General features: G+C 59.9%; 18 protein-coding genes. 6 read left to right on the forward strand and 12 right to left on the reverse strand.

Going from position 1 to position 16,208, the window contains the following annotated elements; genetic code table 11:
• Positions 1–85 precede the first annotated feature (85 nt).
• The 7 genes from H3028_RS03195 to ffh form a co-directional block, all read right to left on the reverse strand.
• Entirely contained in the window at positions 86–811 is a 726-nt protein-coding gene (locus tag H3028_RS03195) for a thioredoxin fold domain-containing protein (protein ID WP_181295629.1), read from the reverse strand.
• Positions 812–940: 129 nt separating this feature from the next.
• Positions 941–1,837: a site-specific tyrosine recombinase XerD gene (gene xerD, locus H3028_RS03200; protein WP_181295630.1), complete on the reverse strand. Its 897-nt coding sequence runs from the start codon at positions 1,835–1,837 to the stop codon at positions 941–943.
• 258 nt (positions 1,838–2,095) lie between these two features.
• Positions 2,096–2,446, reverse strand: coding sequence for a 50S ribosomal protein L19 (gene rplS, locus H3028_RS03205; RefSeq protein WP_021208319.1), 351 nt, complete (start codon positions 2,444–2,446; stop codon positions 2,096–2,098).
• 43 nt (positions 2,447–2,489) lie between these two features.
• The gene (gene trmD, locus H3028_RS03210) at positions 2,490–3,242 is read right to left on the reverse strand and encodes a tRNA (guanosine(37)-N1)-methyltransferase TrmD (RefSeq protein WP_181295631.1); all 753 of its coding nucleotides are present in this window, start codon (positions 3,240–3,242) and stop codon (positions 2,490–2,492) included.
• Between the two features lie 5 nt (positions 3,243–3,247).
• Positions 3,248–3,784: a ribosome maturation factor RimM gene (gene rimM / locus H3028_RS03215; RefSeq protein ID WP_181295632.1), complete on the reverse strand. Its 537-nt coding sequence runs from the start codon at positions 3,782–3,784 to the stop codon at positions 3,248–3,250.
• A gap of 5 nt (positions 3,785–3,789) precedes the next feature.
• Complete coding sequence (rpsP, locus tag H3028_RS03220; protein ID WP_168423577.1) at positions 3,790–4,041, reverse strand: 30S ribosomal protein S16; 252 nt, start codon at positions 4,039–4,041, stop codon at positions 3,790–3,792.
• 187 nt (positions 4,042–4,228) lie between these two features.
• Complete coding sequence (gene ffh / locus H3028_RS03225; protein WP_181295633.1) at positions 4,229–5,608, reverse strand: signal recognition particle protein; 1,380 nt, start codon at positions 5,606–5,608, stop codon at positions 4,229–4,231.
• A 243-nt stretch (positions 5,609–5,851) separates the two neighbouring features.
• Here ffh and H3028_RS03230 point away from each other — a divergent pair, with 243 nt between their 5' ends.
• Together H3028_RS03230 and H3028_RS03235 are read left to right on the forward strand one after the other, a co-directional pair.
• Positions 5,852–6,652: an inner membrane protein YpjD gene (locus tag H3028_RS03230; RefSeq protein ID WP_181295634.1), complete on the forward strand. Its 801-nt coding sequence runs from the start codon at positions 5,852–5,854 to the stop codon at positions 6,650–6,652.
• A 9-nt stretch (positions 6,653–6,661) separates the two neighbouring features.
• Positions 6,662–7,948 (forward strand): HlyC/CorC family transporter, encoded by a 1,287-nt coding sequence (locus H3028_RS03235; protein WP_181295635.1) that lies wholly within the window; start codon positions 6,662–6,664, stop codon positions 7,946–7,948.
• 22 nt (positions 7,949–7,970) lie between these two features.
• On the opposite strand, the gene H3028_RS03240 is transcribed toward H3028_RS03235, so the two are convergent.
• The 3 genes from H3028_RS03240 to H3028_RS03250 are packed head-to-tail and all read right to left on the reverse strand — an operon-like array spanning position 7,971 to position 9,300.
• Positions 7,971–8,162 carry a DUF1289 domain-containing protein gene (locus H3028_RS03240; protein ID WP_181295636.1) on the reverse strand — a complete coding sequence of 64 codons (192 nt, stop codon included), beginning with the start codon at positions 8,160–8,162 and terminating at the stop codon, positions 7,971–7,973.
• Complete coding sequence (locus H3028_RS03245; protein ID WP_181295967.1) at positions 8,159–8,683, reverse strand: gamma carbonic anhydrase family protein; 525 nt, start codon at positions 8,681–8,683, stop codon at positions 8,159–8,161. The genes H3028_RS03240 and H3028_RS03245 overlap by 4 nt, the downstream gene beginning before the upstream one ends.
• Positions 8,684–8,685: 2 nt before the next feature.
• Positions 8,686–9,300 (reverse strand): CoA pyrophosphatase, encoded by a 615-nt coding sequence (locus H3028_RS03250; protein ID WP_181295637.1) that lies wholly within the window; start codon positions 9,298–9,300, stop codon positions 8,686–8,688.
• 223 nt (positions 9,301–9,523) lie between these two features.
• Here H3028_RS03250 and H3028_RS03255 point away from each other — a divergent pair, with 223 nt between their 5' ends.
• The 4 genes from H3028_RS03255 (at position 9,524) to H3028_RS03270 (ending at position 11,685) form a co-directional block, all read left to right on the forward strand.
• A complete protein-coding gene (locus H3028_RS03255) occupies positions 9,524–10,078 on the forward strand; it encodes an NUDIX hydrolase (protein WP_181295638.1) in 555 nt (184 codons plus the stop codon).
• Positions 10,079–10,105: 27 nt separating this feature from the next.
• Positions 10,106–10,606, forward strand: a complete 501-nt coding sequence (locus tag H3028_RS03260; protein WP_181295639.1) for a murein L,D-transpeptidase family protein — start codon at positions 10,106–10,108, stop codon at positions 10,604–10,606.
• Positions 10,607–10,681: 75 nt separating this feature from the next.
• Positions 10,682–11,131: a MarR family winged helix-turn-helix transcriptional regulator gene (locus H3028_RS03265; protein WP_181295640.1), complete on the forward strand. Its 450-nt coding sequence runs from the start codon at positions 10,682–10,684 to the stop codon at positions 11,129–11,131.
• 125 nt (positions 11,132–11,256) lie between these two features.
• On the forward strand, positions 11,257–11,685 hold the full coding sequence (locus H3028_RS03270; RefSeq protein WP_181295641.1) for an organic hydroperoxide resistance protein: 429 nt from the start codon (positions 11,257–11,259) through the stop codon (positions 11,683–11,685).
• A 76-nt stretch (positions 11,686–11,761) separates the two neighbouring features.
• Here H3028_RS03270 and H3028_RS03275 read toward each other — a convergent pair whose 3' ends face one another.
• Both H3028_RS03275 and purL read right to left on the reverse strand, forming a co-directional pair.
• Positions 11,762–12,079, reverse strand: a complete 318-nt coding sequence (locus tag H3028_RS03275) for a YqfO family protein (RefSeq protein WP_181295642.1) — start codon at positions 12,077–12,079, stop codon at positions 11,762–11,764.
• Positions 12,080–12,283: 204 nt separating this feature from the next.
• The gene (purL, locus tag H3028_RS03280; protein ID WP_181295643.1) at positions 12,284–16,180 is read right to left on the reverse strand and encodes a phosphoribosylformylglycinamidine synthase; all 3,897 of its coding nucleotides are present in this window, start codon (positions 16,178–16,180) and stop codon (positions 12,284–12,286) included.
• Positions 16,181–16,208 lie beyond the last annotated feature (28 nt).

The raw sequence follows: 16,208 nt of genomic DNA on the forward strand, positions 1-16,208 counted from the left end.
AGGCTTTGAACGCGAGGGGCAGAACAGTTCAGCCGCTGGCAAAACGGGACAGCGGCTTCATGACCGAAGGTGCAGACCTAGCCGATTACTTGGCTTTCAGAGCCAACTCGGCAAGCTGCGGTGCTGGCTGATAACCGGGGATGATCTGCCCATCAGCCAGAATGATCGCCGGCGTACCCTGAACACCGATCAGCTGACCCAGCTCGTATTGCTCGGCAACAGGGTTTTCGCAGCTTGCGGCGGGGACTTCTTCGCGCGCTTTGGCCTTGTTCATCGCAGCGTGACGATCCTTGGCGCACCAGACGCTGGTCAGCGTATTGGCGCCGTGACTGCCCATCCCCTGCCTAGGGAAGGCCATGTAACGAACCTCGACGCCCAAGCGGTTCAGCTCGGGCACCTCACTGTGGAGTTTTTGACAGTAGCCGCAATCGGTATCGGTGAATACCGTGATATGAGTTTTGGGCTTTTGCGGTGCGAAGACCACCATCTCGCTGACGGGAATCGCCTCTATCGCCTTGGCTACCGAGCGGCTTTGGGCCTGCTCGGTCAGGTTGGTGGCCTGACCTTCCTTGAACTGGAACATGTATCCCTGGATTACGAATTGCCCGTCAGCGCTTGCGTACAGCTGCCGGCCACCCTTGAGCTGGACCTGGTACACGCCATCCATGGGACTTTCGGCAATCGATTCGATCGGCATGCCTGGCTGTATGGATTGCAGCGATTGACGGATCGCCTTGTCAGGGCCTGCAGCCAGGGCAAAGGTGCTGGCAAGACCGAGGGTCGCGGCAGCAAATAAACGAATCACGCGCATGGAGTCTCCGGGCGACTTCGATCGAGGAAAAGGGCGGCAGATTAACATAGCCGCCGCCATCCAGCTCGTGTCACCGGGGCTTCGGTCGTCGGCTTTGTGGATTGCCGCGCACCTCCGAGCGACCGCTGATCACCCGCGCGGATGATGCTGAGCATGGAGCTCCTGCAGCCGCGCGCGAGCGATATGGGTGTAGATCTGCGTGGTGGATAGATCGCTGTGGCCGAGGAGCATCTGCACGGTTCGAAGATCTGCGCCATGGTTGAGCAGGTGCGTGGCGAACGCATGGCGCAGCGTGTGCGGGGAAATCGAGGCCGCCACCCCTGCCTGCCGGGCGTGCAGCTTGATTCGATGCCAGAATGTCTGTCGCGTCATCAGGTCCCCGCGCCGACTGGGAAACACCACATCGCTGACCTTGCCGTTAAGGAGCGTCTCCCGGGGCTCGCGCAGATAGCGCGTCAGCCAGTGCAGCGCTTCCCCGCCCAGCGGCACCAGACGCTCCTTGTTGCCCTTACCAAATGTACGCAACACCCCCTGGCGAAGATTGAGCTGCTCCAGGCTCAGGCTGACCAATTCGGTCACGCGTAGACCGGTCGCATAGAGAACCTCCAACATAGCCCGGTCGCGCATTCCCAGCGGATCGCCGATGTCGGGAGCGGCCAGCAGAGCTTCTACGTCCGTCTCGGATAACGCCTTGGGCAATGGCCGGCCGAGCTGCGGCAGATCGACTCGCAGCGTAGGGTCAACCGAGATGGAGCCCTCGCGCAGCAAGAATCGATAGAAACCACGAAGGCCGGAAAGGAGCCGCGCTGTAGAACGCGCCTTGTAATCGCTGGCTAGACGCCAGGCGAGGTGGTCGAGAATCACGTCCCGGCCCGCGTCGATCAAGCGGACGTCGCGCTCGTCGAGCCAGCTATTGAACAGCGCCAGATCACTGCGATAGGCCTCGCGGGTATTGTCCGACAGTCCGTTTTCAAGCCAGAGAGCATCAAGGAAACGGTCAATCACGGGGTCATCGAGTGCGGGCATGAAAGAATCATCAGCAAGTGAAGGCGCATTAGTGTTCCATAGCCCGCATCCGCCCTGCCAGGCTCAACCCCAATCCAGATTGGCGGAGTGAATTGGCAAGAGGACTGGGAAGAACTCGCTGCCAGGCCGAGTCGTGACGCTGCATGCCTAGCTGAGCGGATATCGCCGAACAAATAAACGCATTTCCAGGCCACTGAAAGCAAATGAACGGCCAAAAAAAAAGCAGCCCGAAGGCTGCTTTTTTGAAGGAAACTTTCCTCAGGAAAGTTTTTCCTTGATACGGGCTGCCTTGCCGGACAGCGCGCGGAGGTAGTACAGCTTGGCTTTACGGACATCACCACGGCGCTTAACGCTGAGGCTGTCGACCATTGGGCTGTAGTACTGGAAGGTACGCTCAACACCAACACCGTTGGAGATCTTGCGAACGGTGAATGCGCTGTTCAGGCCGCGGTTACGCTTGCCAATCACGACACCTTCGAAGGCCTGCAGACGCTCACGCTCGCCTTCCTTTACCTTCACCTGGACGACTACAGTGTCACCGGGGGCGAACGGAGGCAGTTCTTTGGTCATCTGCTCAGCTTCGAGCGCCTGGATAATCTTGTTGGTCATGCTGTGCTCCTAAGGCAGGCCGTCATGGCGTGCCATCGATACGTTAACTATCGTCCCGCTGACGGATGTATTCCTTCAGCAGCTTTTGTTCTTCCCCAGAAAGCGAGCGGCTATCCAGAAGATCAGCGCGGCGTTCCCAGGTCCTTCCGAGGGACTGCTGCAAGCGCCAGCGCCGGATGTGTTCATGGTTGCCACTAAGCAGCACCTCTGGAACACGTTTGTCCGCATACACTTCCGGTCGCGTGTAGTGCGGGCAGTCGAGCAGGCCGTCGGTAAACGAATCCTCCTCGGCGGAATCAGCATGACCCAGCGCCCCGGGGAGCAAGCGGGTCACGGCATCGACCAGCACCATGGCCGGCAATTCACCACCGGACAACACGTAATCGCCAATCGACCATTCCTCGTCGACGTGCGCTTCGATGAAACGCTCGTCAATACCTTCGTATCGACCGGCAATGAGGATAAGTCCCCCCTCCTTCGCCAGATCGCGGACATCAGCCTGTTTCAGCTGACGCCCCTGAGGCGACAGGTAAATCACCTTCGCCTTCTCGCCAGCGGCCTGCTTGGCATCTGCCAAGGCAAGCTCTAGCGGCTTGATCTTCATCACCATGCCGGGGCCGCCACCGAAAGGTCGATCATCCACTGTCTGGTGACGATCTTCGGTATAGCTCCGGGGATTCCAGCACCGTAGCTCCAGCAGCCCCTGCTTCACCGCTCGACTAGTAATACCGTAGTCACGGATGGCAGCGAACATGTCTGGAAACAGACTGATCACTTCGACACGAAAGCTGGACATATCGCTCAGAAGTCCGCGTCCCATTCGACGTGCATCTCGCCTGCATCCAGATCGACCCTTAAGACGCAGGGGTCGGTATAGGGCAGCAAACGTTCACGATCATCCAGGCTACCGTCAAACGGCTTGACTACCAGCACATCGTTGGCGCCGGTCTCAAGCAGATGATCCACCCGCCCAAGCACTTGCCCGAGCTGATTGATGACCTTCAGGCCCTGAAGCTGGAACCAGTAATACTCATCACCAGTCAAGTCAGGCAGTTCATCACGAGGGATGCAGATCTCGAAGTCGGCGTACGTACGCGCCACTTCACGATCAGTCAGTCCATTCAGCGTAGCCACCAGAATCTTGCCCTGGAGGCGCCCCTTGACCAGCTCAACCTGTTTGACTTCGTCGCCTCGCCTGAGCGTCCAGCGTCGATAGTCCAGCAGATTTTCGATCGGATCGGTAAAGGAATAGATCTTTACGTCACCACGCACGCCATGCACCGAAACGATCTTGCCGATAACGATAAGGTCTTCGGCCGGGGCTGACGTGGCGTTCATGTGTTTCAGGCAGCAGCCTTGGAAGCTTCCTTCAGCAGCTGAGCAACACGCTCAGACGGCTGTGCGCCCTGGCCCAACCAATAAGCGGCACGCTCCTGGTTTACCGAGAGCTTCACTTCTGCACCCGAGGCAACCGGATTGAAGAAACCGATGCGCTCAACGAAGCGACCATCACGCGGGTTGCGGCTGTTGGTCACGGTCAGGTGGTAGAAAGGGCGCTTCTTGGAGCCGCCACGGGCGAGACGAATAGTTACCATGTGAACATCGTTCCTGTAGTCGGTACAGCAAATCTGAATGCAGGGCCCAAGGCCCGAAAGGCCGCATATTCTAAGGATTATCCGGACTTTTGCAAATGGCTTTTTCAAAAACAACCGCAGTCCTCTGCAGCAGGCCCATCCCGCTTCGGCGGCGACCAGCAACGGGCCGCGCCGAAAGCCTTGGAAGCTAGAACTTCGGCATCCCACCACCGCCTGGGAACATACCGCCCATGCCGCGCATCATCTTGGCCATGCCGCCTTTGCCGCTGACCTTCTTCATCATCTTCTGCATCTGTTTGTGCTGCTTGATCAGGCGACCAATGTCCTGCACCTGCGTGCCGGAGCCCATGGCGATGCGACGCTTGCGCGAGCCGCTGATGATATCCGGGTTGCGGCGCTCGACAGGCGTCATCGAGTTGATGATGGCTTCCATCTGCTTGAACTGCTTCTCGGCCGCGCCTTGGGCATTGCCCATCTGCGAAAGATTCACGCCGCCGATCGACGGCAGCTTGTCCATCAGCCCGCCGAGGCCGCCCATGTTTTTCATCTGCTGAAGCTGATCACGGAAATCTTCCAGATCGAAGCCCTTGCCCTTCTTCAGCTTCTTGGTGAGTTTCTCGGCCTTCTCCCGATCCAGGGTCTGCTCGGCCTGCTCGATCAGGCTGAGCACGTCACCCATGCCGAGGATGCGCGAGGCGATCCGGTCCGGATGAAACGGCTCGAGCGCATCGCTCTTCTCGCCCATGCCGAGGAATTTGATCGGCTTGCCGGTGATATGACGGACCGACAACGCGGCACCACCACGCGCGTCACCGTCGACCTTGGTCAGCACCACGCCGGTCAGCGGAAGTGCTTCGCCGAACGCCTTGGCGGTATTGGCCGCATCCTGGCCGGTCATCGCATCGACCACGAACAGCGTCTCGGCCGGCTTGATCGCCGCATGAACGGCCTGGATTTCGGCCATCATTTCGGCATCGATCGCCAGCCGTCCGGCGGTGTCGACCAGCACCACATCGATGTATTTGAGCTTGGCCTCGCGAATAGCCGCCTGGGCGATCTCCACTGGCTTCTGGCTGGTATCGGATGGAAAGAAGGTCACGCCCACTTCCGCAGCCAAGGTTTCCAGCTGCTTGATCGCTGCCGGGCGATAGATGTCTGCAGAGACCACCAGTACCGACTTCTTCTTGCGCTCCTTGAGGAATCGCGCCAACTTGCCGACCGTCGTGGTCTTACCCGCGCCCTGCAGGCCAGCCATCAGCACCACGGCCGGCGGCACTACGCTGAGGTCGAGGTCTTCGTTGGCGGCGCCCATCAACTCTTCGAGTTCTGCGCGCACGATCTTTACGAAGGCCTGACCAGGCGTCAGGCTTTTGGAGACCTCCGTCCCGACAGCCCTGTCCTTGACCCTGGCGACAAACTCCTTGACCACCGGCAGCGCAACGTCGGCCTCGAGCAGCGCCATACGCACTTCGCGCAGGGTGTCCTTGATGTTGTCCTCGGTCAGCTTGGCCTTGCCGGTAACATGGCGAAGCGTCTGGGAGAGGCGGTCGGTTAGGTTTTCAAACATGTGCCATTTCCACGCTGGATGTGGTTAAGGCACCGATTATAGAAGCTGCGACCCCCGGGCCGGTACCCCGCCGTCGATGCTTTTCATCGATACCGCTCAACCAACCCCAACGAAGGACGGCACGGTCTTCCAGCAAGCCCACCGCGTCCAGCCCCACCGAGCAACAAACCGCTCTGTCCGCGCACTTTTGTGCGCCCAGTGTTTGTGCCACACTCAGCGCCTTTCGAGCCTGCTAACAGACCTATGCACCCTCTGCTACCGAGCCTAGCCGCCGCCTGCCTATATGCTGGCGTCACCGGATACCAAGGCCTGCGCCTGGCGCAACGCACCGTGCCTGACAAACGTCTGCTTCTCGCCCTGGGCGCGCTGGCGCTCATGGCACACGGGGTGAGCCTATTCATTCAGCTATTGTCGCCGAGCGGCCTGCATCTTGATTTCTTCACAGCCTCGAGTCTGATCGCTGCAGCCGTGATCCTCCTGATCCTGCTCGCGCTTTACCGCATGCCGGTCGAAAACCTTCTGCTACTGCTCTTTCCGCTCGGCTGCCTTACGGTGCTTTTCGCCCAGTTCGCCCCGTCCGGCACCGCGCCGGCCATCACCGAGCAACCGGGCATCCTGGCCCACATCCTGCTGTCGATACTGGCTTACGGGATGCTCACGATTGCGGTTTTCCAGTCCTTGCTGCTGCTCCTGCAGGACCACCACCTCAAGCACAAACACCCGTCCGGCCTGATCAAGAACTTCCCACCTCTGCAGACCATGGAAAGCCTGCTGTTCGGCTTCCTTCTTGCCGGCTGGCTGCTGCTGTCGGCATCGCTGATTTCCGGCTGGCTGTTTCTCGATAACCTTTTCGCCCAGCATCTGGTGCACAAGACGCTATTGTCAGTGGTGGCCTGGGTGGTCTTCGGCATGCTGCTGTGGGGCCGACATCAGCTTGGCTGGCGCGGCTACAAGGCCATTCGCTGGACCCTTGCAGGCTTCTGCCTACTGATGCTGGCCTACTTCGGCAGCAAACTGGTCCGCGAATTCATCCTGCACATCTAGGGCCACTACGTGGAACATTTACACCCCGGCTTTCTGGTCGGCATGCTGGTCTTTTTGCTTTTGTGCTCGGCATTCTTCTCCAGCTCCGAAACCGGAATGCTCAGCCTCAACCGCTACCGCCTGCGCCACCAGGCCAAGGAAGGACATCGGGGCGCAAAACGCGCGAGCACGCTGCTTGAACGGCCGGATCGGCTACTCGGGACCATTCTGGTCGGCAACAATTTCGTCAATATCCTCGCCTCATCCATCGCCACGGTGCTGGCGATCAAGCTGTGGGGCGAGGCCGGTATCGCAATCGCGACCATTGGCCTGACCATCACGCTGCTGATTTTCGGCGAGATAACCCCTAAGACCCTCGCCGCTCTGCGACCCGAGGCGGTCGCCTATCCGGTCAGCCTTCCGCTGCTGCTGCTGCAGAAAGTACTGTATCCGCTGGTGGCATTGCTCAATTGGATCAGCAACGGCCTGCTCAGGCTGCTCGGGGTCGATCTATCCAACAAGGGTAACGACAGCCTGTCCACCGAAGAGCTGCGTAGCGTCGTGCATGAATCGGGCAGCGACATGCCGATGAACCGACAAAGCATGCTGCTCGGCATCCTCGATCTGGAAAGGGTCACGGTCGATGACATCATGATTCCTCGCAACGAAGTTGCCGGCATTGACCTTGAGGACGATCTGGAAACCATCGTGACCCAGCTGCGCACTACCCCTCATACCCGCCTTCCGGTGTATCGCAAGGACATCAATCAGATCGAAGGCATCGTGCACATGCGGCAGATCGCGCGGCTACTCAGCCACGATCAGCTTACCCGGGAAAGCTTGCTTGACGCCTGCAATGAGCCTTACTTCATTCCCGAGAACACCCCGCTCTCCACTCAGCTGGTCAATTTCCAGAAGCAGAAACGGCGTATCGGTATCGTCGTCGACGAATACGGCGATGTGCTGGGGATCGTTACCCTGGAAGACATTCTCGAAGAGATCGTCGGCGAGTTCAGCAATCAGGACGCCTTGCGCAGCCCGGACATTCATCCGCAGGACGACGGAACCCTGGTGATCGACGGCGCCGCCTATCTGCGCGAAGTCAACCGAGCCCTGGGCTGGCACCTCCCCTGTGACGGCCCCAAGACCCTCAACGGCTTGATTACCGAAGCGCTCGAGCATATTCCGGATAGCGGTATCTGCCTGCAGATCAACCAGTACCGGCTCGAGATCCTGCAGGCCGCAGACAATCGCGTCAAAAGCGTACGCGCCTGGGTGATCGAAGACACCCAGGATGCATCGAGCGACGCGCTGTGACGGTATTGATTGCGTTGGCGCCCTAAAACAGTAACCCGCTTGCGCGTGCCCGCTCATGGCAACGCAGCAGCACCTGGCGCCGCTCCTGGTTGTCCATGCGACTCCAGCGACGGATCTCGTCGATGCTGCGCTGACAGCCGGTACAGAAATCCTCCTCATCCAACGCGCAGATACTGACACAGGGCGAGGCGACCGGCTTATCCTCGGTGCTCAATCGTCCTGCTCCACTAGGCCGCGCGCGTAGCGCTGGGCGTTATGCACATAATGGGCAGCGCTCGCTTCAAGCATCTTTTTCTGTTGCTCGTTCAGCTCGCGAATCACCTTGCCGGGCGACCCCACCACCAGTGACCCATCCGGAATTTCTTTGCCTTCGGCGATCAGCGTGTTGGCGCCGATGATGCAGTACTTGCCGATTTTCGCCCCGTTGAGAATCACTGCATTGATCCCAACCAGGCTGTAATCGCCTACGGTACAGCCATGCAACATAGCGTTATGCCCAACCGTGACCCCAGTTCCCAACGTCAGCGGGTAGCCCATATCGGTATGCATGACACTTCCGTCCTGCACGTTGCTGTTCTCACCGATGTGGATAAGCTCGTTGTCGCCACGTAACACCGCACCAAACCAGACATTAGCGCCTGCATCCAGGCGGATCTTGCCAACCAATGTGGCATTCGGTGCTACCCAGCTCTGCGGATGGGTTTCAACGCGGGAATCACCCAGGCGATATTTCACGGTCATGACCTCTTCTGGCTCAGATCGATATAGGAAGCGGGAGGCCGGCGCATTTCGATCCTGGCGTCGTACACCAGGTTTACCAGCTCAACGATCATGATGGCCGTCAGTCCCCAGATTTTGTATTCGCCATACCGGTAGGACGGCACGTACCAGGCGCCGCCCTGGTAATCAATTCGGTGGGTGACCTCGCGCGCGTCCTGACAAAAGAATTCCAGAGGCACGGAAAAGACCGAAGCAATCTCCGCGTCGTTGGCGCGATATTCGACATAATCCGGCACGATGCCGACATAAGGAGTGACATGGATGCCGTGCAGCGAAACCAGACTGCTGAGCGGCCCGACAATTTCCACCATGCCCGGCGCCAGGCCTACTTCTTCTTCCGCTTCGCGCAGCGCCGTATGGATCAGGTCTCGGTCCTCCGGATCACGTCGGCCACCTGGAAACGCCACTTCTCCACCGTGGGTGGACAGGCCGCTGGCGCGAAGAGTCAGCACCAGCTCCGGTGAGTCGCTGCGCGTTATCGGCATCAGCACGGCCGCCTCGGGCATTCGGCCTTCCGGCTCCAGAAGATGCGGAGAATAATCACGCACCCGTTGGAGAATTTTGTCCAGCATGAAACTTCTCTTTCTATCGTTGACTGGCATCATGGCATGAATCACCGAGGCGCCCAAGACAGGCAAAGCAAAACCCGACGGCTCTGGCGCTGCCAGAGCGAACGCGGTAAATAGGCAAGCGGTTGCTGAAAAAATCTTTTTGCGGCAAACCGGCACCTAACAATGCCAGACCACCAGCGAACCCTGAACGACTGAGAATGGCAGGCAAACCGAAGGAAGCGCGATGAAATTCTGCAGCCAGTGCGGCGGCTCGATCACTGAGCGAGTGCCTGATGGGGATAACAGGACCCGGTTCGTCTGCGCCTCATGCGATACGGTTCACTATCAGAACCCGCGCATCGTTGCCGGCTGCCTGCCCGTATGGGAAGACAATGTCTTGCTCTGCCGGCGCGCGATCGAGCCACGTCGCGGCTATTGGACGCTGCCGGCCGGTTTCATGGAGAACGGCGAAACCGTGCAGCAGGCCGCGGAACGCGAAACGTTGGAGGAAGCCTGCGCCAGGGTCACAGACCTTCAACTTTATACACTGTTCGACCTGCCGCATATCAACCAGGTCTATATGTTCTTCCGCGCCGAACTGGTCGACGAACAATTCTGCGCTGGGGACGAAAGCCTGGAGGTCAGGCTTTTCCGACAAGCCGACATCCCTTGGTCTGAGCTGGCTTTCCCGACTATTGGGCGTACCCTAGAATACTTTTTCGCCGACCGGGTGCAGCAGACCTTCCCGGTGCGCAACGAAGCCATCGAAGCAATGCGGGTGGCGCGCAAACAGGTCTGATGCCGTAAAGATTCAGGAATGCTCCAAATGCGCTGGCTGTTAGCAATCTTCTGCTTCACGTTTGCCGCCCTATCCCACGCTACTGCTGCGCCAGCATTCGATGATGCCTTCATCGACAAGGTGCTGGTGGTCAAGTCCGAGCGCCAGCTTCACCTCATCAGCCGCGGCGTCACCATGAAGAGTTATCGGGTGTCGCTAGGCAAACAACCGGGCCCCAAGGAACGCGAAGGCGATCAACGGACACCCGAGGGGCTTTACTGGATCGACTGGCGCAAGACTTCCGATAAGTACAACCTGGCGATGCACATCTCCTACCCGAACGCTAAGGACCAGGCACGTGCCAGCCGTGACGGTTCGCGGCCAGGCAGCATGATCATGCTGCATGGCACCCCGCTCGACGAAGAATATCCCGAGTGGTTCTTTCATACGCTCGACTGGACGGAGGGCTGCATCGCTCTGAAGAACGATGACATGCGCGAGATCTGGAACCTGGTGAAGAACGGCACACTGATCGAGATTCGCCCCTGATCAGGAGCGCCGGGCTTGGCAGCAAGCAAGGCAGCGCGTTAACGTGAAAACCATTCCCTCGCCTTTCGGTCACCCATGACGAAGACAGCTTCAGACGAGCAATTGCAGCTGGACAATCAGCTGTGTTTCGCCCTGTACTCCGCCTCACTGCAGATGACCAAGGCCTATAAGCCGTTGCTGAAGAGCATCGGCCTGACCTACCCGCAATACCTCGCAATGCTTGTGCTCTGGGAGGCCGACGGCCTCACCGTCGGCGAAATCAGCGCCCGCTTGCTGACCGAACCCGGTTCGCTGACACCGCTGCTCAAGCGCCTGGAAGCCGAAGGCCTGATCAATCGGACCCGCAGCACCAGCGATGAACGCGTGGTTGAATTGCATCTCACTGATGCTGGACGGGCCATGAAAGAGCGCGCCCGTGATTTCCCCGCCTGCATGCTGGAATGCACCGGTCAATCGCATGAAGCCTTGCTCGCACTGCGTGACCAGCTCGCATCCCTTCGTAGCGCGCTGCTGAAACGCGGCTAAGCGCGCGCAGAACTCCCGCTTTACATGCCCCTGTCAGCCCGGCCAGCCTCAACGACGCTTTATCTTGCGCGCAAACTATTTGCGCGATAAATTGCGGCACCAGCCACCTTAAAGGGACGATAATCATGCAGGCCATCACCGCACTCTATACCGCAACCGCCACTGCGACCGGGGGCCGCGACGGCGGCGCTGCGTCATCAGACGGACTACTCAACGTTAAGCTCTCCACTCCTCGCGAACTGGGTGGGCAAGGCGGAGACGGCACCAACCCCGAGCAACTGTTCGCCGCCGGCTATTCAGCCTGTTTTATCGGTGCACTCAAATTCGCCGCCAGCCAGCTGAAGCAGCCGCTTCCCGCCGACACAGCGGTCACCGGTAAAGTGGGTATCGGTCAGATTCCGGGCGGATTCGGACTCGAAGTAGAGCTGACCGTCAACCTACCGGGCCTCGAGCAGTCGGCCGCCGAACAGCTGACCGAAGCCGCGCACAAAATCTGCCCCTATTCCAACGCCACCCGAGGCAACATCGACGTACGTCTGAGCGTCAGCGTCTGATCGAGTCCACGCCCGACACGCATAAGAAAGCCCGAGCCGCCAACAGCGAACTCGGGCTTTTCGTTGCCTTGCTCAATCAGAACTGTAAGTCGGACAATCGCCACACCTCGAACGCAGGCGTTTCGTACGGATGGGTGCGTTTGAGCGCTTTGACGCTGTCATGAATCAGCTCGTCGGCCACGACCAACTCGACTTTCCACTCGGATACCGAGTGCACCTGGCCTAGCTGCCCGAGGAAAGGCTTACTGCCTTCGAGCGGCCGATACTGGCCGTGCCCGAGCACTTGCCAGCAGCAGCTGTCGTACGCGCCGATCCGCCCGGCACCAGCTGCAAAAACCGCTTTCTTGACTGCATCCAGATGGCTTTCCGGAACATAGAAACACAGCTTGTACATCAATATCTCCGCATAGAGAACTGTCGACGGAACACCTTTGCCCACCGACGCAACCAGGTTTGCCGAATCCGGCTCGGCACATCCAAGTGCCAACTTCAGACGTTGCCGTATGCGCTTGGTTCACCAGCCCTGGTCAACCGAATCACAGTTATGAAAAAAGCCCGGAGCGCCAGCACGCTTCCGGGCTATTTCGTTCCGCCTGGCTCAGTCGACCCAGACTCGCGCGTTGCGGAACATGCGCATCCAGCCACCATCTTCCTGCCACTCGTCCGGGCGCCAGGAGTTGGTCACCGCACGGAACACGCGCTCCGGATGCGGCATCATGATGGTTATCCGGCCGTCACGCGTGGTCAGACCGGTGATACCGCGCGGCGAGCCGCCTGGGTTGGCCGGATAGCGCTCGGTGACCTTGCCGTGATTGTCGATGTAGCGCAACGCAACGGTGCCAGAGAGATCGGCCTCGAGCAGTGCTTCTTCGCTTTCGAACTCCGCATGCCCTTCCCCATGCGCGATGGCAATAGGCAGACGGGAACCGGCCATGCCCTGAAGGAAAATCGATGGCGAGTCCTGAACCTGAACCATGGCTACACGCGCTTCGAACTGCTCGGAGCGGTTGCGCACGAAGTGCGGCCAGGACTCGCTGCCAGGCACCAGTTCGTGGAGATTGGAGAACATCTGGCAGCCATTGCAGACACCTAGAGCGAAGCTGTCCTTGCGCTCGAAGAAGGCACTGAAATCTTCACGGGCGCGGCTGTTGAACAGAATCGACTTGGCCCAGCCTTCGCCTGCACCGAGGACGTCGCCGTAAGAGAAACCGCCACAGGCCACCAGCCCCTTGAATCGCTCGAGGCTGATGCGTCCCGACAGGATGTCGCTCATATGCACGTCGACCGCTGCGAAACCGGAGCGATCAAATGCCGCCGCCATCTCGCTCTGACCATTGACGCCCTGTTCGCGCAGAATCGCCACTTCGGGCCTGATGCCACGCTTGATATAAGGCGCCGCGATGTCTTCATTGACATCGAAGCCCAGGGTGACGCTCAAGCCGGGATTGTCTTCTTCGAGCAGCGCATCGAATTCTTGATCAGCGCAATCGACGTTGTCCCGCAGGCGCTGGATCTGATAACTGGTCTCGGACCACTGACGTTGCAGCAGACGGCGATCGCCGGCGAACACATCCGAACCCTCGAATTTGATCGCCACGTGCGCGTTGTTGACTGGCTGGCCAATGACCGAAACGCAGTCGGCGAGACCTGCGGCGCTGAACTGTGCGAGAACAACCTCGGTGTCGCCCTGGCGCACCTGAATCAGCGCGCCCAGTTCTTCGTTGAACAGCGCCGCGGGAATCTGCGCCGTATTCTCGGCCAGACCATCAAGGTTGAGGTTGAGACCGCAGTGCCCGGAGAACGCCATTTCCAGCGCAGTGGTCAGCAAGCCGCCGTCCGACCGGTCATGATAGGCCAGCAACAGTCCGTCAGCGTTGAGACCCTGGATCACGGCGAAGAAGGCCTGCAGGTCTTCGGCGTCATCGACATCCGGCGCCTGGCGTGCCATCTGGCCGTAGACCTGTGCCAGGATCGACGCGCCCATGCGGTTCTGACCGCGGCCGAGATCGATTAGCACCAGATCGGTTTCGCCCTTGTCCAGACGCAGCTGCGGTGTCAGGGTCTGGCGAATGTCCACCACTGGCGCGAAACCGGACACGATCAGCGACAACGGCGACGTCACACTTTTTTCGGCGCCCTCGTCGGTCCAGCGGGTCTTCATCGACATCGAGTCCTTGCCGACCGGAATGGTGATGCCCAACTCCGGGCACAGTTCCATGCCAACCGCTTTGACCGTGTCATAGAGACGCGCATCTTCGCCCGGATGGCCAGCAGCGGCCATCCAGTTGGCGGAGAGTTTGATGTCGGAAATCTTCTCGATGCGGGCAGCGGCGAGGTTGGTCAGGGTTTCGCCAATGGCCATGCGGCCCGATGCCGGCGCGTCCAGCAATGCCAGCGGCGTGCGCTCGCCCATGGCCATGGCTTCGCCTGTGTAGACGTCATAACTGGTAGCCGTGACGGCGCAATCGGCCACCGGAACCTGCCAAGGGCCGACCATCTGATCGCGCGCCACCATGCCGGTGATGCTGCGGTCGCCGATGGTAATCAGGAAGCTCTTGCTGGCCACCGCCGGATGATGCAGCACGCGGTCGATCGCTTCGGACAGGTCTACCTGATCCGCCGCGAAATCATCGCCAAGCTCAGCCTCGCGAGCCGCGCTGCGGTGCATGCGCGGCGCCTTGCCGAGCAGTACGTTGAGCGGCATGTCGACCGGATCATTGCCAAAATGGCTGTCGGAGACGGTCAGATGCGGTTCGGCGGTGGCTTCACCGACGACGGCGAAGGGACAGCGTTCACGCTTGCAGATGGCTTCGAAGCGCTCCAGATCGGCCGCGTCGACCGACAGCACATAGCGCTCCTGGGATTCGTTGCACCAGATCTCCAGCGGCGCCATACCCGGCTCGTCGTTGGGTACTTTGCGCAGCTCGAAGCGCCCGCCGCGACCACCGTCGTTGACCAGTTCCGGGAAGGCGTTGGATAGGCCACCGGCACCGACATCGTGAATGAACTTGATGGGGTTCTTGTCGCCCAGCTGCCAGCAGCGGTCGATGACCTCCTGGCAGCGGCGCTCCATTTCGGGGTTGTCCCGCTGCACCGATGCGAAATCGAGATCCGCCGAGCTGCTGCCGGTCGCCATCGACGAGGCCGCGCCACCGCCGAGACCGATCAGCATCGCCGGGCCACCGAGGACGATCAGCTTGCCGCCGACCGAGATATCGGCCTTCTGTACGTGATCTTCGCGGATGTTGCCCATGCCGCCGGCGAGCATGATCGGCTTGTGGTAACCGCGGACTTCCTCGCCATGTGGGGTATTGATCGATTGTTCGAAGGTACGGAAATAACCGTTCAATGCAGGCCGACCGAACTCATTGTTGAACGCCGCACCGCCCAGTGGGCCTTCGATCATGATGTCCAACGGCGTGACGATGCGTTCCGGCTTGCCATAAGGGACTTCCCAAGGCTGCTCGAAGCCGGGGATGTTCAGGTTGGAAACGGTAAAGCCAGTGAGACCGGCCTTGGGTTTGGCACCACGGCCCGTGGCGCCTTCGTCACGGATCTCACCACCGGAGCCAGTAGCGGCCCCTGGGAACGGCGCAATGGCTGTCGGGTGGTTGTGGGTTTCCACCTTCATCAGGATATGCACCGGCTCCTGGTTGGCCGCGTATTCGCCGGTTTCCGGGTTCGGATAGAAGCGCCCCGCCACATTGCCGACGATCACAGCGGCGTTGTCCTTGTAAGCGGACAGCACACCTTCGCCGTGCAGCTGGAAGGTGTTCTTGATCATCCCGAACAGGGACTTGTCCTGGTTCTCGCCGTCGATATCCCAGCTGGCATTGAAGATTTTGTGGCGGCAATGCTCGGAGTTGGCCTGGGCGAACATCATCAACTCGATGTCGTGGGGATTGCGCCCCAGATCGGTGAAACTGGCCACCAGATAATCGATCTCATCGTCGGCCAGCGCCAGACCCAGCTCCACATTGGCCCGCTCCAGCGCAGCGCGCCCGCCGCCCAGCACGTCAACGGCGGTCAATGGCTTCGGCTGGGCATGGCTGAACAGGTTCGCGGCGTCTTCGAAGCGCTCGAGCACCGATTGGGTCATTCGATCATGCAAGGCCGCAGCGATCTGTTGGGCCTCGTCGTCGGAGAAGTCCCCCGCCACGTAATAGGCGATGCCACGTTCCAAGCGTTGAATCTTGTTGAGCCCACAGTTGTGGGCAATGTCGCTGGCCTTGCTCGACCAGGGAGAGATGGTTCCGAAACGGGGGATCACGAGGAACAGCCGACCGGACGGTTCCTGAACCGGTACGCTCGGACCATATTTCAGCAGCCGGGAGAGCACGTGCTCCTCGTCCGCGCCAAGCGTGCCGGAAACTTCGGCGAAATGGGAAAACTCGGCGTACAACCCGCTCACGGCGGGGACCTTCGCGGTCAGTTGTGCCAGGAGCTTGCCGTGACGGAAGGCGGAAAGAGCGGGAGTGCCGCGCAGGATCAACATCGTCGGAACAGCCTCGGAGAGGGGAGCA

The sequence above is a fragment of the Pseudomonas sp. Q2-TVG4-2 genome (genome assembly GCF_013620795.1).
Lineage (GTDB): Bacteria > Pseudomonadota > Gammaproteobacteria > Pseudomonadales > Pseudomonadaceae > Stutzerimonas.